19 protein-coding genes are annotated in these 19,592 nt (G+C 70.9%); 13 read left to right on the top strand and 6 right to left on the bottom strand.

Features of this window, described 5'->3' with window-relative positions; all coding sequences use genetic code 11:
* The first annotated feature begins 258 nt into the window (after window positions 1–258).
* On the top strand, window positions 259–2,331 hold the full coding sequence (locus AB0I12_RS05965; RefSeq protein WP_359927732.1) for a heavy metal translocating P-type ATPase: 2,073 nt from the start codon (window positions 259–261) through the stop codon (window positions 2,329–2,331).
* Here the strand turns inward: AB0I12_RS05965 and AB0I12_RS05960 are convergent.
* Window positions 2,308–2,853, bottom strand: a complete 546-nt coding sequence (locus AB0I12_RS05960; RefSeq protein ID WP_359925204.1) for a helix-turn-helix domain-containing protein — start codon at window positions 2,851–2,853, stop codon at window positions 2,308–2,310. The two genes, AB0I12_RS05965 and AB0I12_RS05960, sit on opposite strands and share 24 nt — an antisense overlap.
* A 65-nt stretch (window positions 2,854–2,918) precedes the next feature.
* On the opposite strand from AB0I12_RS05960, the gene AB0I12_RS05955 reads away from it, so the two are divergent.
* On the top strand, window positions 2,919–3,215 hold the full coding sequence (locus AB0I12_RS05955) for a DUF2218 domain-containing protein (protein WP_359925201.1): 297 nt from the start codon (window positions 2,919–2,921) through the stop codon (window positions 3,213–3,215).
* A gap of 70 nt (window positions 3,216–3,285) precedes the next feature.
* On the opposite strand, the gene AB0I12_RS05950 is transcribed toward AB0I12_RS05955, so the two are convergent.
* Complete coding sequence (locus tag AB0I12_RS05950) at window positions 3,286–3,870, bottom strand: DUF305 domain-containing protein (protein WP_359925200.1); 585 nt, start codon at window positions 3,868–3,870, stop codon at window positions 3,286–3,288.
* A 57-nt stretch (window positions 3,871–3,927) separates the two neighbouring features.
* The gene (locus tag AB0I12_RS05945; protein ID WP_359925197.1) at window positions 3,928–4,302 is read right to left on the bottom strand and encodes a hypothetical protein; all 375 of its coding nucleotides are present in this window, start codon (window positions 4,300–4,302) and stop codon (window positions 3,928–3,930) included.
* A 122-nt stretch (window positions 4,303–4,424) separates the two neighbouring features.
* Between AB0I12_RS05945 and AB0I12_RS05940 the strand changes: the two genes are divergently transcribed.
* The 6 genes from AB0I12_RS05940 to AB0I12_RS05915 all read left to right on the top strand — a co-directional run bounded on the left by AB0I12_RS05940 (window position 4,425) and on the right by AB0I12_RS05915 (window position 12,406).
* On the top strand, window positions 4,425–5,771 hold the full coding sequence (locus tag AB0I12_RS05940) for a cytosine permease (protein ID WP_359925194.1): 1,347 nt from the start codon (window positions 4,425–4,427) through the stop codon (window positions 5,769–5,771).
* A 12-nt stretch (window positions 5,772–5,783) separates the two neighbouring features.
* Complete coding sequence (locus tag AB0I12_RS05935) at window positions 5,784–7,343, top strand: hydantoinase/oxoprolinase family protein (protein WP_359925192.1); 1,560 nt, start codon at window positions 5,784–5,786, stop codon at window positions 7,341–7,343.
* Between the two features lie 109 nt (window positions 7,344–7,452).
* Complete coding sequence (locus tag AB0I12_RS05930) at window positions 7,453–8,526, top strand: DUF917 domain-containing protein (RefSeq protein ID WP_359925190.1); 1,074 nt, start codon at window positions 7,453–7,455, stop codon at window positions 8,524–8,526.
* Complete coding sequence (locus AB0I12_RS05925; protein ID WP_359925187.1) at window positions 8,523–9,632, top strand: DUF917 domain-containing protein; 1,110 nt, start codon at window positions 8,523–8,525, stop codon at window positions 9,630–9,632. Before AB0I12_RS05930 ends, AB0I12_RS05925 begins: the two co-directional genes overlap by 4 nt.
* Before the next feature lie 168 nt (window positions 9,633–9,800).
* A complete protein-coding gene (locus tag AB0I12_RS05920; RefSeq protein ID WP_359925184.1) occupies window positions 9,801–10,871 on the top strand; it encodes a DUF917 domain-containing protein in 1,071 nt (356 codons plus the stop codon).
* A complete protein-coding gene (locus AB0I12_RS05915) occupies window positions 10,868–12,406 on the top strand; it encodes a helix-turn-helix domain-containing protein (RefSeq protein WP_359925182.1) in 1,539 nt (512 codons plus the stop codon). Before AB0I12_RS05920 ends, AB0I12_RS05915 begins: the two co-directional genes overlap by 4 nt.
* Here AB0I12_RS05915 and AB0I12_RS05910 read toward each other — a convergent pair.
* The 3 genes from AB0I12_RS05910 to AB0I12_RS05900 are packed head-to-tail and all read right to left on the bottom strand — an operon-like array spanning window position 12,396 to window position 15,420.
* Window positions 12,396–13,358: an aldo/keto reductase gene (locus AB0I12_RS05910; protein ID WP_359925179.1), complete on the bottom strand. Its 963-nt coding sequence runs from the start codon at window positions 13,356–13,358 to the stop codon at window positions 12,396–12,398. The genes AB0I12_RS05915 and AB0I12_RS05910 overlap by 11 nt on opposite strands.
* Window positions 13,358–14,107 carry an SDR family oxidoreductase gene (locus AB0I12_RS05905; protein ID WP_359925177.1) on the bottom strand — a complete coding sequence of 250 codons (750 nt, stop codon included), beginning with the start codon at window positions 14,105–14,107 and terminating at the stop codon, window positions 13,358–13,360. Before AB0I12_RS05905 ends, AB0I12_RS05910 begins: the two co-directional genes overlap by 1 nt.
* Complete coding sequence (locus AB0I12_RS05900) at window positions 14,104–15,420, bottom strand: L-fuconate dehydratase (protein ID WP_359925174.1); 1,317 nt, start codon at window positions 15,418–15,420, stop codon at window positions 14,104–14,106. Before AB0I12_RS05900 ends, AB0I12_RS05905 begins: the two co-directional genes overlap by 4 nt.
* Window positions 15,421–15,607: 187 nt before the next feature.
* Between AB0I12_RS05900 and folP the strand changes: the two genes are divergently transcribed.
* The 5 genes from folP to AB0I12_RS05875 are packed head-to-tail and all read left to right on the top strand — an operon-like array spanning window position 15,608 to window position 19,500.
* Complete coding sequence (folP, locus tag AB0I12_RS05895) at window positions 15,608–16,489, top strand: dihydropteroate synthase (RefSeq protein ID WP_359925171.1); 882 nt, start codon at window positions 15,608–15,610, stop codon at window positions 16,487–16,489.
* Window positions 16,489–17,214, top strand: coding sequence for a pyrimidine reductase family protein (locus AB0I12_RS05890; RefSeq protein ID WP_359925170.1), 726 nt, complete (start codon window positions 16,489–16,491; stop codon window positions 17,212–17,214). The genes folP and AB0I12_RS05890 overlap by 1 nt, the downstream gene beginning before the upstream one ends.
* A gap of 3 nt (window positions 17,215–17,217) precedes the next feature.
* Window positions 17,218–17,919, top strand: a complete 702-nt coding sequence (locus AB0I12_RS05885; RefSeq protein ID WP_359925168.1) for a class III extradiol dioxygenase subunit B-like domain-containing protein — start codon at window positions 17,218–17,220, stop codon at window positions 17,917–17,919.
* A 1-nt stretch (window position 17,920) separates the two neighbouring features.
* Complete coding sequence (locus AB0I12_RS05880) at window positions 17,921–18,538, top strand: TetR/AcrR family transcriptional regulator (RefSeq protein WP_359925166.1); 618 nt, start codon at window positions 17,921–17,923, stop codon at window positions 18,536–18,538.
* Window positions 18,539–18,591: 53 nt separating this feature from the next.
* Window positions 18,592–19,500 carry an alpha/beta fold hydrolase gene (locus tag AB0I12_RS05875; protein WP_359925163.1) on the top strand — a complete coding sequence of 303 codons (909 nt, stop codon included), beginning with the start codon at window positions 18,592–18,594 and terminating at the stop codon, window positions 19,498–19,500.
* The last annotated feature ends 92 nt before the right edge of the window (window positions 19,501–19,592 follow it).

Raw genomic sequence — 19,592 nt, 5'->3', positions numbered from 1 at the left:
GCCCCGTCACCCGGCTTCGGTGGGTGGCGGGGCGAACTTTTTGTGCGCCGGCGGGAATAGGGCGTGCGGGTGCCCGGTTGCTGCCTAATACCCCATGGGGGTATGTTGGTCGGCATCTAGGACGGAGAGGGCACGATGAACGAGCACCACGACCACACCGGGCACGCCGAGCACCCCGCTCACACGGCTCACACGGCTCACACAGAGCACACAGAGCACGCCGGGCACGATGAGCACGCTGAGCACGATGAGCACGAGATGCACGGCGGGCAGGCGGCGCACGGCGGGCACGGGGGTCATGCAGGGCACGGCGATCATGCGGCGCAGTTCAAGGACCGGTTCTGGATCAGTCTCGCGCTGGCGGTGCCGGTGGTGTTCTTCAGCGAGATGTTCGCCGACCTGCTCGGCTACATGCCGCCGGACTTCCCCGGATCGGGGCTGATCGCGCCGGTGCTCGGCACGGTGATCTTCGTGTACGGCGGGCGCCCGTTCCTCACCGGCGGCTGGAGCGAGCTGAGGTCGCGGCAGCCCGGGATGATGCTGCTGATCTCGATGGCGATCACGGTCGCGTTCGTCGCCTCCTGGGTGACCACGCTGAAGCTCGGCGGCTTCGACCTGGACTTCTGGTGGGAGCTTGCGCTGCTGATCGTGATCATGCTGCTCGGGCACTGGCTGGAGATGCGTGCGCTCGGCGCGGCGTCCGGTGCGCTGGACGCGTTGGCCGCGCTGCTCCCGGACTCGGCCGAGAAGGTGACCGACGACGGGGTCGTCGAGGTGTCGCTGCACGAACTGCAGGCCGGCGACATCGTCCTGGTGCGCTCCGGTGGACGCGTGCCGGCGGACGGAACCGTGGTCGAGGGGCAGGCCGAGGTCGACGAGTCGATGATCACCGGGGAGTCGCGGCCGGTGTCGCGCGCCGTCGGTGACCCGGTCGTCGCCGGAACCGTTGCCACCGACAACGCTCTGCGGGTCGAGATCACCGCGGTCGGCGACGACACCGCGCTGGCCGGCATCCAGCGGCTGGTCGCCGAGGCGCAGGCCTCGTCGTCGCGCGCGCAGGCTCTCGCCGACCGTGCCGCGGCGTTCCTCTTCTACTTCGCGTCGATCGCCGGCGTGATCACGTTCCTGGTCTGGGCGTTGCTGGGCGAGCTCAACGAGGCCGTCACCCGAACCGTGACCGTGCTGGTGATCGCCTGCCCGCACGCCCTCGGGCTGGCCATCCCGCTGGTGATCGCGATCTCCACGGAGCGTGCCGCGAAGGCCGGCGTCCTGGTCAAGAACCGGCTGGCGCTGGAGCGGATGCGGACGATCGACGCGGTGCTGTTCGACAAGACCGGCACGTTGACGAAGGGCGAGCCGGCCGTCACCGGCGTGGCCACCGTCGAGGCGGTCCCGCAGGACGAGCTGCTGGCGCTGGCCGCCGCGGTGGAGGCTGACAGCGAGCACCCGCTGGCCAAGGCGATCGTCCGGGCGCACGCGGCCCAGGCCGCCGGCGCGCGAGCCGGTGGGGGAGTCGCAGGAGTTTCCGGAGGCAACGGAAAGCTTGTTGCCACGGACTTCCGGTCGCTGACCGGGCGCGGTGTCCAGGCCGTCGTGGACGGATCCGAGGTCGCCGTCGGCGGACCGGCGTACCTGCGGGAGAACGGCCTGGCCGAGCCGGACGGGCTGGAGTCCGAGGTCGCGGGCTGGAAGGACCGCGGGGCCGCGGTGCTGCACGTGGTCCGCGACGGCGAGGTGCTCGGCGCGATCGCGCTCGAGGACGAGGTCCGGGAGGAGTCCCGGCAGGCGGTCGCCGCGCTGCACCGGCACGGTGTGAAGGTCGCGATGATCACCGGTGACGCGCACCAGGTCGCCGAGGCGGTCGCGAAGGAACTCGGCATCGACGAGGTGTTCGCCGAGGTCCTGCCGCAGGACAAGGACGCCAAGGTCGCCGAGCTGCAGGCGCGTGGGCTGAAGGTCGCGATGGTCGGTGACGGGGTGAACGACGCCCCGGCCCTGGCGCGCGCCGAGGTCGGGATCGCGATCGGCGCCGGTACCGATGTCGCGATCGAGTCCGCCGGTGTCGTGCTCGCCGCCGACGACCCGCGGGCGGTGCTGTCGGTGATCGAGCTGTCGCGGGCCAGCTACCGCAAGATGTGGCAGAACCTCGTCTGGGCCACCGGCTACAACGTGATCACCGTGCCGCTCGCCGCGGGCGTGCTCGCCTTCGCGGGAGTCGTCGTGTCGCCGGCCGTCGGTGCGCTGCTGATGTCGATCTCCACCATCGTCGTCGCCCTCAACGCGCAGTTGCTCCGCCGCCTCGACCTCTCACCCACGAAGCTGGCCGCGTAGCCCGTCCATCGTGATGCGCACCAGGCGCCGTACCGCCGCTTTCGACGGTACGGCGCCTGCTGCTTGCAGTGCATGAACGCAGTACGTCGCCAGCTCCTTCGGCGGTACGTCGTCGCGCACGGCACCGAGCCGCTCGGCGATGAAGGTGACGAGATGCTCGCGCGCGTGCTTGACGTGCGCCGATCGGTGGAGCGAGGCGGCGGGCTCGGACGGCGGGTGCTCGTGGCAGATGAACGCATACGCCTCCAGCACGTCCTCGATGCGGTGGGTCCGCTCCCAGGTCTCGTCCAGTTGCCGGAGATGGTCCGTGACCTGGCGCTGGTGCCAGGCGGTCAGGATCGCGTCGACGTCCGCGAAGTACTTGTAGAGCGTCGCGCGCCCGATCGCGGACCGCTGGGCGACCTCGGCCATCGTCACCCCGGTCAGCCCGCGCTCGGCGACGACGGCGGCGGTCGCGTCGAGCACCGCCGTCCGCACCGCCTCCCGATGGCTGGCGATGCTGTCGTCCCACAACTTCGGCATGCCGTGATTCTATCCGGACGACCTGCCTATGATCGAGACACACTGTCTCGAAAAAGGAGCTGCCGATGCCGGCCCTCGAAGCACACCTCGACACCGAGCGCGCCGAGCGGTACCTGACCCAGCTGACCAGTCACCTGTCGCACGGCCCGGGCGGGCTGACGGTGCTGTCCGCGGCGGCGACCGAGCTCGTCATCGACCTCGGCACCGCAACCTGGACGATCCGCTCCACGCCCGGCCAACTCGTCCTGCACCTGCAGGCCGACGACCCCGCCGACCTCGAGCAGCAGAGCGCCCGCGTGGCACACCGCATCGAGCAGATCGCCCACCGGGACGGCCTGCAGGTCAACTGGCAGCCGACCTGATCAAGGGGCCGGGCCACGCTCGGCGACCCGGCCCCCTGTCTCAGTCCAACCAATCAGCCAGGCCGGTGCGTCAGGCGGCGGGGAGCCGTCCCAGGAGCCGCTGCATGGTGGCGATTTCCGTGGTCTGGGCGGTTTGGATCTTCTTGGCGAGGGCGATCGGCGCGCCGTCCTGGCCGGTGGTCTGTTCGGTCTTGGCCATCGTGATCGCGCCTTGGTGGTGCTTGATCATCATGTCGACCCACAGACGGTCGAACATGCTGCCGGTCGCTCGGTCGAGGTCGTCCATCTCCTGAGGGCTCATCATGCCGGTCATGGTGTGACCTGCATGCTCGCCCGGCGTCGGCACCGGCTTGCCCCAGCCCTTCAGCCACCCGGACAGTTGCTCGATCTCCGGTGACTGGGCGGCCTTGATCGCGGTCGCGAGGGTCTTGACCTCCGCGGTCGTGGCCTTCCGCAACGCCAGGTCGGCCATCGTCACGGCCTGCTGGTGGTGCGGGATCATCTGTGTCGCGAACGCGACATCCGCGTCGTTGAACGCGGTCGCCGGGGCGCTGCTCGGGCTGGTCGCCGGGGTCGGCTCGCCGCAGCCGGCCAGGCCGAAGACTGCGGTGAGGAGGGCGGCCGAGGCCGCGGTCGTGCGGTAGACGTGCGTCATCACATTCCTTGGTTCGTCGAGACAAAGTGGGTACGGCGGAAGTAGGCGCACGTCGGCCTATATGCGCAGTACACCCAACGACGACGGCGTCAGCCGGAGCGAGAACCGTTCACCCACCACGCGCCGCGCCACCGCGAAGGGCGTGCGGACCACCCGCCAGGCCAGCAGGCTCCGCAGACCCAGCAGTAGCGCGAGCACCAGCACCAGCCCGGTGAGCACAGCCATGCAGGCCCCGCCCATGCCATGCGCCTCGTCAGCCGGAGCGACGTGGACCGCAGCCAGGTCAGCGTCCAGCACCGGCGATGCGGTGTGCGTCATGGCCGGCCCGGGCATCGCCGTCATCGGGTCGTGGTGAGAGGTCAAGCCGTGCATGGCGAAAACGCCGGCGACTACTGTGAGTACGCCGAGCAACCGCAGCATGCGACCGGCCATCGCGACAAGGGTAGCGAGGTGGGCCGGTTGCACAGTCAGCGCCCGCGGGGTGTGCATTCTCCACGGTGAGTACCAGAGATGTCCGTCGTACGTTCGGTGAAATCCCAGGGCTGGAGGTTTCGATGGCCGGTACATCTGTAGGTGCGGACGACTACGCGCTCGCCCGGGTCCCCGAGCACGCGCGGTACTCCTGGTGGTCGGTCGCGACCCAGCGGTTCGGGCAGATCTCGGCGCTCAGCCAGTTCCTGCTCGGCGCGACGCTCGGGTTCGGCATGAGTTTCTGGGACGCGTTCTGGGCGCTCACGCTCGGCGCGGTGATCCTCGAGCTGGTGGCGATCCTGATCGGCGTGATCGGCACCCGCGAGGGCCTGCAGACGTCGGTGATCGCGCGCTGGACCGGCTTCGGCCAGGCCGGCTCGTCGCTGATCGGGCTGGCGATCGGGATCAGCCTGATCGGCTGGTTCGGGATCCAGTCCGCGGTGTCCGCGGCCGGGCTGAGCCAGCTGATCGGCGTCCTCCCGACGTGGGGCTGGTCGCTCGTGTTCGGTCTCGCGGTGACGCTCGTCGTCCTGCGGGGCTTCCACTCGATGGCCTGGGTCGCTTACGTGACCGTCCCGGCCTTCTTGCTGCTGGTCGGCTGGTCGATCATCAGTGAACTGTCCGACCACAGCCTCGGCTCGCTGGTCAACGCCGCACCGGCCGGTCCGCACCTGAGTCTGCTGGAGGGTACGACGCTGGTCGCCGGCGGATTCATCGTCGGAGCGGTGATCACGCCGGACATGACCCGCTACAACCGGACGGTCGGCGACGTGGTCAAACAGACCGTGCTCGGCATCACCCTCGGCGAGTACGTGATCGGTCTGGTCGGCGTCCTGCTGGCGCACGCGATCGGCTCGGCGAACGTGGTCACCATCGTCACCTCGTCGGTCGGCTGGGTCGGCACGCTGGTGATCATCCTCGGCACGATCAAGATCAACGACTGGAACCTCTACAGCTCCGGCCTCGGCGTCGTGAACTTCATCGGCACCGTCTTCGGCCGGCGTGTCAACCGGGCCGCCGTCACGCTCGTCGTCGGTGTGCTCGGCAGCGTGCTCGCGGCCGGCGGGATCCTGGACAAGTTCACCGACTTCCTCATCCTGCTCGGGGTCGCGTTCCCGCCGATCGCCGGGATCATGGTCGCGGAGTACTTCGTGGTGAAGCGCTGGCGCCCCGACCTGGACGCCTCTCGGGCGAGCGGCGCGCTGCCCGCGACCGCGCCGACCTGGGTGCCGGCCACGATCGTGATCTGGATCGGCGCCGCGCTGATCGGCAAGTACGTCGCGTGGGGCCTGCCGAGCATCAACTCGCTCGTGGTCGGCTTCCTGGCGTACGTCGTCGCCGGCAAGCTCGGCCTGATCCGCGGCATCGGCACCAGCCGCACGATGGACAGCGAGCCCGCCACCGCCACCGCCGTACCCGCGACAAGCTGAGAGGAATCGCAGATGCGCATCGGTATCGATGTCGGTGGTACCAACACCGACGCCGTGCTGCTGGACGGCACCACCGTGCTGGCGGCCAACAAGTCCGCGACGAGTGCGGACGTGACCGCCGGCATCATCGACACGCTGGACCGGCTGCAGGCGGAGCGATCCTTCGACCCCGCACAGGTGCAGGCCGTGATGATCGGCACCACCCACTTCATCAACGCGCTGGTCGAGGCCAGGCGGCTGGCGCCGACCGCGGCGCTGCGGCTCGGGCTGCCCGCCACCGCGTCGCTGCCGCCGCTGGTCGACTGGCCCGAGCGGCTGGTCGAGGCGATCAGCGGCCGCAGCTACCTGGCGCACGGCGGTCACGAGTTCGACGGCCGGCACATCGCCGAGCTGGACGAGGACGAGCTGCGCCGGCACGCGGGCGACATGCTGAGTCACGGCGTCCGGTCGGTGGCGATCTCGTCGGTGTTCTCGCCGGTCAGCAACGAGTTCGAGCTGCGCGCGGCGGAGATCCTGCGGTCCGAGCTCGGCGACGACGTGGCGATCTCGCTGTCGCACGAGATCGGCCGGATCGGCCTGCTGGAGCGGGAGAACGCGACCATCATCAACGCGGCGCTGCGCGAGCTGGCCGCTTCGATCGTCGACGGACTGGCCAGCGCCGTCGCGGGTCACGGCATCTCGGCGCCGCTGTACCTGAGCCAGAACGACGGCACGCTGATGGACGTCGACTTCGCCCGCCGGTACCCGGTGGCCACGTTCGCGTCCGGGCCGACCAACTCGATGCGCGGCGCCGCGCTGCTGTCCGGTCTCGACACGTGCGCGGTCGTCGACGTCGGCGGTACGACGAGTGACGTGGGTGTCCTGACGCATGGCTTCCCGCGGGAGGCGACGACCGAGGTCGACGTGGCCGGCGTCCGGACCAACTTCCGGATGCCCGACGTGCTCAGCATCGGGATCGGCGGCGGCAGCTTGGTGGCCGACGGCGGCGACCAGGTGACGGTCGGACCGCGGTCGGTGGGGTACCGGCTGACCGAGGAGGCGCTGGTCTTCGGCGGCCGGACGGTGACCGCGACGGACATCGCGGTCGCGGCCGGGCGCGCCGAAGTCGGGGACTCGAGCGCGGTCGCCGATCTCGACCCGACGCTGGTGAAGGCCGCGCTCGCCCGGGTCGCGGCGGACATCGCGGACGCGGTCGAGCGGATGCGGACGTCGCCGGACCCGTTGCCGGTGGTGGCGGTCGGCGGCGGCTCGATCCTGCTCCCGGACGACCTGCCGGGGAGCCTCGCCGTGCACCGGCCGGACAACTTCGCGGTCGCGAACGCGATCGGCGCCGCGATCGCGCAGGTCGGCGGCGAGGTCGACCGGGTGTACGCGATCGACCCGGGCCGCCGGGACGCCGTGGTGGACGAGGCGCGGCAGGAGGCGGTCGACCGCGCGATCGCGGCCGGCGCCGACCCGGCCGCCGTACGGATCGTCGATTTCGACGAGGTCCCGATCCCGTACCTGCCCGGCAACGCCACCCGCATCCGCTGCAAGGCGGTCGGCGACCTCCGTCTGGGGGAGACCCGATGAGGGCGGATCTGCAGGCCATCACCATCGTGCGGTGCCCGAGCACTCCCGCGGGACGCGCGGCCGGACCCGTGATTGTGATGGGCCTGGGGTCCGGAATGGAGTGGTGGCGATGAAGCTGCGGGCCGAGGATCTGGGCGCGTTGGCCCGGGGCGCTGCCGTGCTCGGTACCGGCGGGGGCGGGGATCCGCACATCGGGCGGTTGCTGGCACAGCAGGCGTTGCGGGAGCACGGGCCTGTGGAGATCGTTGCCGTCGGCGACCTTCCCGACGACGCCTGCGTACTGCCGGTGGCGATGATGGGCGCGCCGACGGTGATGGTGGAGAAACTGCCGTCGGCGGACCAGATCTCGGTCGCCGTGCAGACCCTGGCGAAGTACGTCGGGAAGACGCCGACCCACCTGGCCTGTATCGAGGCCGGCGGGGTCAACTCGACCGTCCCGGTGATCGCGGCCGCGCAGCTCGGGCTGCCGCTGGTCGACGGCGACGGGATGGGCCGCGCGTTCCCCGAGTTGCAAATGGTGCTGCCGACGCTGGCCGGGATCGAGGCGACGCCGATGTCGATCGTGGACGAGAAGGGCAACCGCGGCGTCTTCGACACGATCAGCAACGAGTGGGCCGAACGGCTGGCCCGCTCGGCGACCGTCGACATGGGCTGCTCCGCGATCGTGTCGCTGTACGCGATGACCGGCGCGGACGTCCGCGGATCGTTCGTCGCCGGCACGCTGAGCAAGTGCGTGACGATCGGGCGTGCGATCGAGCAGGCACAGCGGGCGCACACCGATCCGGTCGCGGCGGTGGTGGACGAGCTGGGCGGCCGGCTCCTGCACGTGGGCAAGGTCGTCGACGTGCAACGCCGTACGACGACCGGCTTCGCGCGCGGTGACGCGGCTGTCGACGGACTGGACGCCTCGCACGGCCGGCTGCTGGTGCTGCGCTTCCAGAACGAGCACCTGGTCGCGGAGCTCGACGGTACGGCGGTGGCGACGACGCCGGACCTGATCATCGTGCTGGACTCCGAGTCCGGCGAGCCGATCACCACCGAGGCGCTGCGCTACGGCCACCGGGTCAGCGTGCTCGCGGCCCCGGCCGACGAACGCTGGCACTCCCCGGAGGGCATCGAGCTGGTCGGTCCGCGGTACTTCGGCTACGACCTTGACCCGATCCGCGCGCTGGAGGCCGTATGAGCTGGCAGCTGGGTGTCGAGCACCTGCGGGATCTCGCCCGCGGGGCCGCGATCCTCGGGACCGGCGGTGGCGGCGACCCGCTGATCGGGCGGCTGCTCGTCGAGCAGGCGATCCGCGAGCACGGCCCGATCACCGTTCTCGACCCGGACGAGCTGGCCGACGACGCGTTCGTGATCCCGACCGCGCAGATGGGCGCGCCGACCGTCATCGTCGAGAAGATCCCGCGCGGCAGCGAACCGGTCGGTGCGCTGCGCGCGCTGGAGAAGCACCTGGGCAAGCGCGCCGACGCGACGATGCCGATCGAGTGCGGCGGTATCAACTCGATGATCCCGTTGCTGGTCGCCGCCCGCACCGGGTTGCCGGTGGTCGACGCGGACGGGATGGGGCGCGCGTTCCCCGAGCTGCAGATGGAGACGTTCTCGGTGTACGGCGTCCCGGGGTCGCCGATGGCGATCGCCGGGGAGCACGACGAGACCGTGGTGATCGACACCGGCCATGACAACCAGCAGATGGAGTGGCTGGCGCGCGGCATCACCATCCGGCTCGGCGGCGTCGCGCACATCGCGGAGTACTCGATGACGGGCGCCGAGGTGAAGCGGACCGCCGTACCGCGGACGCTTTCGCTCGGGCTGTCGATCGGCCGGGCGGTCCGGGAGGCGCGGGCGGCGCACGAAGACCCGATCGAGGCGGTGAGAGCAGCACTTGCCCCGACGCTCTACAACCACCTGCGGGTGCTGTTCCGCGGGAAGGTCGTCGACGTGGAGCGCCGTACCGTCGAGGGCTTCGCGCGTGGACGGGCCCGCTTCACGTCGTACGACGGGGCATCGCGGCTCGAGCTGCGCTTCCAGAACGAGAACCTGGTCGCCGAAGTCGACGGCGAGGTGGTGTGCACGGTGCCGGACCTGATCTGCGTGCTGGAGGCGGACACCGCGGAGCCGATCACCACCGAGGGTCTGCGCTACGGCCAGCGCGTCACCGTGGTCGGCATCTCCACTCCGGAGCTGATGCGCACCCCCGAGGCCCTGGCCGTGTTCGGGCCGTCCTGCTTCGGGCTGGACGTCACGTTCAGCCCTGTCGAGCGCCGCGCGGAGGCGCTCGCCCTCTGACCCTCGGCCCGCCGTGCTGACCCCTCCGCGGCGGGCCGGGGTTCCACCGGACGTCCAGCATTCACCAACCTCGCGGTCCGTCGGCCCGGCACGCTCAGCCCGTGATCCGCACGGCCGATTTCGCGCGTTTGCTGAGTGCTGCAGGTCCGCCGGTGGCAGGATCGGCGCATGAGCACGGTCGTGCGGGAGCGGGATCTGACGGCGCTCGTTGTCGGGGTGACGCTGCTCGGCTCCGGTGGTGGGGGTGACACGCGCGCGTTCGGCCGGATGCTGCGCCGGCGGCTCGGTGCGGGGGAGTTGGTGCTGCGGGACGCCGCGGATCTGCCTGATGCCTCGGTGAGTCCGATCGGCGTGGTGGGAGCGACCAGTGTGCTGATGGAGAAGCTGCCGGGCGGTGGTGAGTTCGACGCTGCGGTGCGGGCTGTCAGCCGGTGGACGGGTACCGAGGTCACCGGGCTGATGCCGCTCGAAGCGGGTGGGCTGAATGGGCTGACGCCGTTGATCGCCGCCCTGGACCTTGGCCTCCCGGTCGTCGACGCGGACCTGATGGGGCGGGCACTGCCGCGGCTCGATCAGTTCTCGTGGGCAGTCGCGGGCCGCTCGCTGACTCCGTGTGCACTCAGTGAGCCGAGCGGTCAGGTGATCGTCGTGGACAACGTCGACGCCGCCGGTCTCGAACGCGCCGTGCGCAGCTTCGTCGCCCACACCGGAGGGTGGGCCGTGCTCGCGCTGGCACCGACAGCGGTGGGGGCCGCGACCGCGGACGCCGTACAGGGGAGTCTGACCCGGGCCTTGGCACTCGGACGAGCCCATGCCGCCCTCGACTCCGATGCCACGCCCGCTGCGGTTGCCGCGGGTCTCGGTGGACGGCTGGTCGGTGCCGGGCGGGTCGAGGAGGTCGCCCGTCATCTCATCGCCGACGGCGGTGCCGCCTTCGGTCGCGGCAGCATATGCATGGTCGATGCCGGCAGCCGCGCGGTCATCCGGATCGAGACCGAGAACGAGTACCTGCTCGCGCTGGTCGACGGCACACCGGTCGTCACCACACCGGACCTGCTCTGCGTGCTCGATCGCCGGACGCTCCAGCCGATCGCGGTGGACGCCATCCGCACCGGCGACGAGGTTGTGGTGGTGGCGTTGCCAGGGCCTGCCTGGTGGCGGCGGCCCGACCGGCTCGCCCACGTCGGCCCGCAGGCGTTCGGGCTGTCGTGTCCGCCGCAGCTGCTGGAAGCGTCATGACAGACCTGGCGCCGACGCTGGCCGCGATGCTCAGCTCGCCGGGCTGGAACGACGTGGTCGTCCTCGCCGCCACGGCGATCCGGGAGCCTCGTCTGACGGGTTCCCAGGTGGTGCTGGAGGTCTCCGCGCATCCGGAGCAGCTGGACGGACGGTTGCTCGTCGTACTGCTGGCAGATGATCACGCGGACTGGCGGATCGACGCACTGATCAGCAGGGCGTCGGCCGCCGGCGCGGGTGCGTTGCTGCTTGCGGGTGCGGAGCCTTTGGGGCGCGGTGCGCAGCTCCTGGCGGAGCGGCTGCAGCTGCCCGTGCTTGGCTGCCCGGACCCGCTGGCAGCGCACGAGTACCTGCGCCGCGTGACAGCAGAGCCGGAGGTGCTCCGGTCGGACTTGGTACTGCGAGCTGTCTCGGCGCTCCGGCGCGCCGGCGGCGACCTCAACGCGGTACTGCGGACCACGGCCGACGTACTGGACCGGCCGGTCACGTTGGCGGGAGCTGACGGCGGCACGCTGGCCGGTGAGCCGTTGGAGCCGGACGAACGTACGGCGCTGGCGACGGCCCTGCCACGCGTGCCTGTGGCATGGGCCGCGCCGTACCGCGTCGACCTCCCCAGCGGCGCCGTACTGCTTGCGGTTGCTGTGCTCGGCGTCGGGCCGGTGTGCTGGCTGGTGGCGCGGCTGCCGGGTGCGGTGCCGGCCGAGGTCGCCGCCGTGCCTGACGTGCTCAGCGTCGTCGCACCGGCGGTCGGTGAGCGTATGGCGCTCAGAAGGCTGGAGCTGGAGCGGGACGCCCGTCAGCGGACGTCGTTGCTCGGTGAGCTGCTCCACGGCGAGCCATCGGAGGCGACGCGGCGGCGTGCGGTGGATCTCGGCTGGCAGCTCGACGGCTGGCACACCGGGATCCGGATCGGGGCCGAGGGACAAGTTGACGTCGCCGGTCGGCGAGCCGATGTGGTGGAGGCGTTCGACGCCGAAGGGCTACGGGCTGTTGTGGTGGAGCAGGGCGACGGCTGGTCCGCGTGGATCACCGCTGTCCGGGAGCCGACGGCAACCGAGGTGCAGCAGCAGGCCGCCGCGATCCGGCGGGTCCAGCGGCGACTGCTGCAGACCGTGGACGCGTACGTCGGCGTCGGGCGGGTGCAGCCGGGGCCGAGCGGAATCGCCACGACCCTTGCCGAAGCGGGCGATGCGGCCGGTTTGGCGCGCGGCCGGGCCGAGACCGGCCGTTTCCTGCACGTGGACCGGTTGGGCTTGGCGCAACTGCTGCTGGCCTGGACCCGCACCGACACGTTCCAGCCCGCCGCGCGGGCCCTGCTGGCTCCGATCAAGGACCAGCCCGGAGACCTCGTCAGCACACTGGCTGTCTACCTGGACACAGAATCCTCCGTGGCCGAAACAGCCGCGGTGCTTGGCATCCACCGCAACACCGCCGCCGCCCGGATCGCCAAGATCCAGCACCTCCTGGGCGTCGACCTCACCAACCCGGATGAACGGCTGGCCCTACACCTGGCCTCCCGCACAACCCCTACGGAGTAGGTGCGTCCTCGCGGAGAAGGCCGGCCGACTTCAGGTCCGACCAGAGTCCGGCGGGGACCTCCGTGCGGGCCAGGGTGGCGTTGGTTTGGACCTCTTCGGCGTTGCGGCAGCCGACGGCGATGCCGGCGACGGCTGGGTGTGCCAACGGGAACGCGAGAGCCGCTGCAGGCAGGGTGGTGCCGTGCGACTCGCAGATGTCAGCGAGCTTGTTCGCCTTGTCGATCAGCGACTGCGCCGCGGGCTCGTAGTTGAACGTGGTCCCGGCCGTGGGCCGTGGCTGCGACATCAACCCGGAGTTGAAGACCCCCACGGCAACCACCTGTACGTTGTTCTCCACGCAGGCCGGCAGGACGTCGTCGAGGCCGTCCGGGTCGATCAACGTGTAGCGCCCGGCCAGCATGATCACGTCGATGTCGATCTCGCGCACGAACCGGGTCAGCATCGCCGACTGGTTCATCCCGGAGCCGATCGCGCCGATCACGCCCTGCTCGCGCAGCTCGATCAGCGTCGGGAACGCGGTCGCGACCGCCTCCTCGAAGTGGTCGTCCGGGTCGTGCACGAACACCACGTCCAGCCGATCGGTCCCGATCCGCCGCAGCGAGTCCTCGATGCTGCGCAGGACGCCGTCGCGCGAGAAGTCCCAGCGCCGGCGCCGTGTCGTGCTGACGTCGAAGCCCTCGTCGTCGGTGGCGGCGTCGGAGGCCTCGTAGATGATCCGGCCGACCTTGCTCGACAACACGTACTCGTCCCGCGGCCGGGATCGCAGGCCGAGGCCGAGCCGTTCCTCCGCGAGCCCGAGACCGTAGTGCGGGGCGGTGTCGAAATACCGCCAGCCCTCGTCCCACGCCGCGTCCACGGCGGCGACGGCGTCCGCCTCGTGCACCTCGCCGAGCAGGTTGCCCAGCGGCGCACCGCCGAGCCCGACGCGCTGACCGTCCGGAAAGAGCTTCATCAGCGCGCCGCCGGAAGCCGCAGGTTCTGCATCCCGCCGTCGACCGCGAGCGCCGTACCGGTCGTCGAGCCCGAGAGCGGGCTGGCCAGGTAGACGATCGCTTGCGCGACCTCGGCGGCCGACACCAGCCGGCCCATCGGCTGCCGCGCCTCGAGCGCCGCACGCTCCGCGGCCGGATCGGCCGCGACGTCGAGCAGCCGCCCGACCCACGGGGTGTCCGCCGTACCGGGGTTCACGCAGTTGACCCGGATGCCTTCGCGGACGTGGTCCGCGGCCATCGCCATCGTCAGCGCGAGGACGGCGCCCTTGCTCGCCGAGTACAGCGCGCGGTTCGGCAGGCCGGCGGTCGCGGCGATCGAGCAGGTGTTGACGATCGCGGCCGCGTCCGACTTGCGCAGGTACGGCAGCGCGGCCCGGGTCACGCGCGCGATGCCGACCACGTTCACGTCCAGCACGCGGTGCCATTCGTCGTCGTCGTTCGCGGTCACGTTGCCCTGCGCGCCGATGCCGGCGTTGTTCACCACGATGTCGATCCCGCCGAGCTGCAGCGCGGCGGCCGCGACCGCGTCCCGCACCGAGCCGTCGTCGGTGACGTCGGTGGCGATCCCGGTCAGCGGCTCGGCGACCTCCGGCTTCAGGTCGAACACGACCACCTGGGCGCCGCGGGCGGCGAGCAGCTCGGCGGCCGCGAGCCCGATCCCCGAGGCGCCACCGGTGACAACCGCGCGGAGGCCGGCGAAATCAGTCACTTCTTCTCCTTGGTCAGGTCGGTCCAGATCTTGCCACCCGGGAACCGGAAGTCGGTCAGCGTCTCGGCATCCATCTCGGCGCCGAACCCGGGCCGCACCGGCGCCACGTACTGCCCGTCCCGGATCACCACCGGGTCCAGGAAGTGCTCGTGCAGGTGGTCCACGAACTCGATCACCCGGTCGTCCATCGATCCGCTCACCGCGACGTAGTCGAACATCGACAGGTGCTGGACCAACTCACACAGTCCTACCCCGCCCGCGTGCGGGCACACCGGGACGCCGAACTTGGCCGCCAGCAGCAGGTTCGCGACGTTCTCATTGACGCCGGCCACGCGGGCCGAGTCGAGCTGCAGCACGGACAGCGCCTGAGCCTGAAGCATCTGCTTGAACACCACCCGGTTCTGCACGTGCTCACCGGTGGCCACCTGGATCGGCGCGATCGCCTTCGCGATGGCCGCGTGCCCGAGGATGTCGTCCGGGCTGGTCGGCTCCTCGACCCACCAGACGTCGTACGGCGCCAGCGCCTCGACCCAGCGGATCGCCTCCGCGACATCCCAGCGCTGGTTCGCGTCGACCGCGATCCGAATGTCCGGGCCGACCGCCTCGCGGGCTAGTCGCATCCGGCGGATGTCGTCGTCCAGGTTCGCGCCGACCTTGAGCTTGATCTGCGTGAACCCCTCGGCGACGGCCTCGTGGCAGAGCCGGACCAGCTTCGCGTCGTCGTACCCGAGCCAGCCGGGCGTCGTCGTGTACGCCGGGTACCCGCGCTCGCGCAGGACCGCTTCCCGCTCGGAGCGGCCGGCCTCGGCCTTGCGCAGGATGTCCAGCGCCTCCTCCGGCGTCAGCGCGTCGGTGAGGTACCGGAAGTCGACCAGGTCGACGATCTGCTCCGGCGTGAGGTCCGACAGCAGCTTCCACAGCGGGACGCCGGCACGCTTGGCGGCCAGGTCCCACACCGCGTTGACGACCGCGCCGATCGCCATGTGCATGACGCCCTTTTCGGGGCCGAGCCAGCGCAGCTGCGAGTCGTGCACGAGCGACTTCCAGAAGCCGCCGAGGTTGGTGAGCGTGGCATCCAGGTCGAGCCCGAGGACGTGGTCACGGAGCGCCTCGATCGCGGTCGTCTGAATGTCGTTGCCGCGGCCGATCGTGAACGCGAACCCGTGTCCCTCCAGCCCGTCCCCGGCGTCGGTCCGCAGGATCACGTACGCCGCGGAGTAGTCCGGGTCGGTGTTCATCGCGTCGGAGCCGTCCAGGTCCAGCGACGTGGGGAAGCGGACGTCGTACGTCTCGAACTCGGTGAATCGTGGCATCGAGGACCCGATCTGCTGCGGTGGGCGGTCTGTCGGGACGGATCCTATAGGATATGTGGCTCGCGCGATAGGTGGCCCCGGACCTGGGTCACCCACCAAGTCGCCGTTGAACGCGTCGCGCCCGCTCGAGCGGCGCAGGGCGCGGGGGTTGGTGAGTGACCCAGGTCCGCCAGTTACAGTCGGTGGCGTGGCGGACGTGCGTGATGGAGTGCTGCGGCTGGGCAAACGGTCGTTCGGGGTGGACGAGTTCGCGCTGATGGCGATCGTCAACCGGACCCCGGACTCGTTCTTCGACCGCGGCGCGACCTACGCGACCGACGCGGCGTACGCGGCGATCGACAAGGCGGTCGCCGAGGGCGCCGACCTGGTCGACATCGGCGGTGTGAAGGCCGGGTACGGCGAGCCGGTCAGCGAGGACGAGGAACTGCGCCGGACCGTGGACTTCGTGGCCGGTATCCGGGCCCGCCACCCGTCGCTCGTGATCAGCGTGGACACCTACCGCAGCCGAGTCGCCCGGCAGGTCGCCGCAGCCGGAGCGGACCTGATCAACGACACCTGGGCGGGCGCCGATCCCGAGCTGGTGCACGCCGCGGCCGAGGCCGGTGCCGGTCTGGTCTGCAGTCACGTCGGCGGTCTCTCGCCGCGCACCGACCCGCACCGGATGGCGTACGACGACGTGGTCGCGGACGTGATCCGTACGACGACCTCACTCGCGGAGCGGGCGCTCGCCGCGGGCGTCCGGCGGGACGGCATCCTGATCGACCCGACGCACGACTTCGGCAAGAACACGCTGCAGTCCCTGGAGCTGACCCGCCGCCTGGACGAACTCACGGCGACCGGCTGGCCGGTGCTGGTCGCGGTGTCGAACAAGGACTTCATCGGCGAGACCCTCGAACTGCCGCCGGGGCAGCGCGGCAACGGGACTCTCGCCGCGCTCACCGTCTCCGCCTGGCTCGGCGCCCGCGTGTTCCGCGTGCACGACGTCCCGGCCGCCCGGCAGGCCCTCGACTTCATCGCCGTACTGCGTGGCACGGCACAGCCCGCCGGAACCCGAAGGAGCCTGGCCTGATGCGGCTGCTGGACGAGCTCAGCGACGAGGAACTGATCGCGGTCTACGAGGTCGCGGACCGGAGCGTGCCGCACCTGCGCGCGAACTTCGTCAGCAGCCTGGACGGCGCGGTCGAGATCGACGGGCGGTCGAAGGCGCTGTCGAGCGACTCCGACAGCCGGGTGTTCAGCATGATCCGGCGACTGGCCGACGTCGTCCTGGTCGGCGCCGGGACGATCCGCGACGAGGGCTACAACCCGCTCAAGCTGTCCGCGAAGGCCCGCGAGTGGCGGACCGCGGCCGGGCTCGCCGAGAACCCGACGCTCGCGATCGTGTCCTCGCGGCTCGAGCTGAGTCCGGTCAACCCGGTGTTCAGCTCCGCCGTCCGGCCGATCGTGGTGACGCACGCGGCCGCGCCGCCGGACCGGCGGGAGGCGCTGGAGGAGGTCGCCGAGGTGCTCGTCCTGGGAGAGGCCGAGGTCGACCTGCCGGCGGTCGTCGAGGAGTTCTCCGGGCGTGGGCTGCAGCAGATCCTGTCCGAGGGCGGACCGCATCTGCTGGGTGCGCTGACCCATGCCGACCTGGTCGACGAGCTGTGTCTGGCGCTGGCGCCGCTGCTGGCCGGGCCGGGATCGGGCCGCATCACGGCCGGCCCGCCGTCGACGCTGACCCGCCGGATGAAGCTGAGCTCGAGGCTGGTTGCCTCCGACGACTACCTGTTCTTCCGCTACCTCCGGGAGGCCTGACCCGTGCCCGTCGTTGCCGCCGCGGTCTGCCCGCACCCACCGCTGCTGATCCCCGAGGTGGCCTCCGGCGCCGCCTCCGACCTCGACCCGCTCCGAGCCGCCTGCCTGACCGCGATCGAAGCGCTCGCAACAGCGACCACCGTCCTGGTCGTCGGCTCGATCCCCGCCGGCGCCCCTGTCTTTCCGCGGGTCTACGGCGCCGACGCAGGTGGCTCGTTCGGGGCCTACGGGGCGCCCGGGGTGCGGTTCGGCGCCGGCCCGGAGGTTCTGCCGTTGTCGCTGGCGGTCGGTGGCTGGTTACTCGAGCAGTCGAAGGCGGCTTCGCTGCCGCGTACGTACTGGGCCGTGCCGACGGACGCCGTACCGGACGAGTGCGTCCGGCTCGGCCGGGAGATTGCCGACGGCAACGATCGGGTCGGTCTGCTGGTCATGGGCGACGGTTCGGCGCGCCGCAGTGAGCACTCGCCGGTGCACCTGCACCCGCGCGCCGAGATCTTCGACACCACGGTCGCGAAAGCCCTGCAGCACAAGGATCTCGACGTCCTCGAGGCTCTCGACCCGGACCTGGCCGGCGAGTTGCAGGCCGCCGGCCGCGCGCCGTGGCAGGTGCTCGCCGGAGCCCTCGCGGGGACGCCGTTGGCGGGCGATCTCCGCTACGAGGCAGCGCCGTACGGCGTCGGGTACTTCGTCGCGAGCTTCACCTGAGATGACCGATTCACCTGAGCCGTCCGGGGAGCGTGCCGGGTATCGGCGCTCGGCGAAGTCGCCCCGAGGTGAGGCCCGGCGGCGTGAACTGCTGGACAAGGTGGCCGACGAGCTCGGGACCAACGGGCTCGTCGACTTCTCGCTGCGCCGGGCGGCGCGCGCGGCCGGTACGACGCACAAGGTCCTGCTGTACCACTTCGACGGGCCCGAGGACCTGCTCACGCAGGCAGTCCTGCAGTTGCGCGAGCGCCGCATCGACCGTGCCGTGGTCGCGGCGGGTGAGGGCGAGGGCCGGTCGCTGGCGGACCGGGTGCGCTCGATGTGGCCGACGCTCATCGGCACCGAATCGTGGGTGCTCGACCAGGCGATCGGCCTCGCGATGTACGACGCCGGGCGGTACGCCGACCTCGCCCGGTCGGCCTCGCGTCAGTACCTGCCGGCGTTGCTGTCGCTGTGCCCGGAGGACTGGGACGAGCAACGCAGGACCGAGGTGGCCGAGCTGATCCTCGCGACGCTGCGCGGTTTCCTGATCGAGTGGCGGACGAGTGGCGACGCGGCCGGGATCGAGGCCGGCTTCGCGGCGCTCGTGCGCGCCCTCGACCGCGAGGAGCAGGCGTAGCCAGCGAGAAGCAGGCGTAGACAGTTTTGCGAACCGCGTGGTTCACTTCTGTTATGCGCGAGAAGGTGAGCTTCACGAGTGGCGGGGTCACGTGCGCGGCCTGGCACTACCCCGGTGCCAACGGCGGGTGTGTGGTGATGACCGGTGGTTTCGGCGTCACGAAGGAGCCGGGCACGGACCGGTTCGCGGAGCGGTTCGCCGCGGCCGGGTTCGGCGTGCTGGCGTTCGACCACCGGAACTTCGGCGAGAGTGCGGGTGAGCCGCGGCAGGTCGCCCGGGTGTCCGATCAGCTGGCCGACTGGCGGGCCGCGATCGCCTGTGCCAAGACGCTTCCGGGTGTCGAGCGGGTGGCGATCTGGGCGTTCTCGCTCCCCGGCGGATACATCGTGCAGCTCGCCTCGGAAGATCTCGGGATCGCCGCCGCGATCGCCCAGTCCGCCAACGTCGACGGCCCGACCGTGACGCGCAACGCCTCGCGCTATCAGACTCCCGGCAGCGCGCTCCGGCTGATCGGCCGCAGCCTGCTCGACCTGGCCGGCGGTCTCTTCGGCCGGCCACCTCGCCTGGTGGATCTCGCCGGGCCGCCCGGCACGGTGGCGCTTCTCAACACCCCCGACGCCCAACTGAGCAACGCGACCCTCAACCCGGACAACCGCTATCCCGAGTGGCAGCAGTCGATCGCTGCTCGATCCGTGTTCCCGGCAGCGCTTTACCGTCCGCTGAAGTACGCGCCTGATGCCCGCTGCCCGATGCTGTACGTCGTGTGCGCCGACGACCAGTCAGCCCTGGCAGCCCCGACGCTGAAAGCCGCCGCGAGCACCCCGAACGCCGACGTCCTCCAGGTGCCCGGCAACCACTACGCGCCCTTCCTCGACGCCCACGAACAGGTCGTCGAGGCAGAACTCGCCTTCCTCCAGAAACACCTGACCCCGAGACCAGCCCAGACCAGTCCAGCCGCTTAGGTGTGATGTCCAGGGAGGTTGTCCCGCGTTTCGGCGGTGAGTCGGGCTGACAGGTGAAGGCCTCCGGTTGTGAAGTGGAGCTGTCTAGTTCA

Source organism: Kribbella sp. NPDC050459, assembly GCF_040655315.1.
Lineage (GTDB): Bacteria > Actinomycetota > Actinomycetes > Propionibacteriales > Kribbellaceae > Kribbella.
Note: the sequence above shows the minus strand (reverse complement) of the source record. Positions and strands in the feature narration are given on the sequence as shown.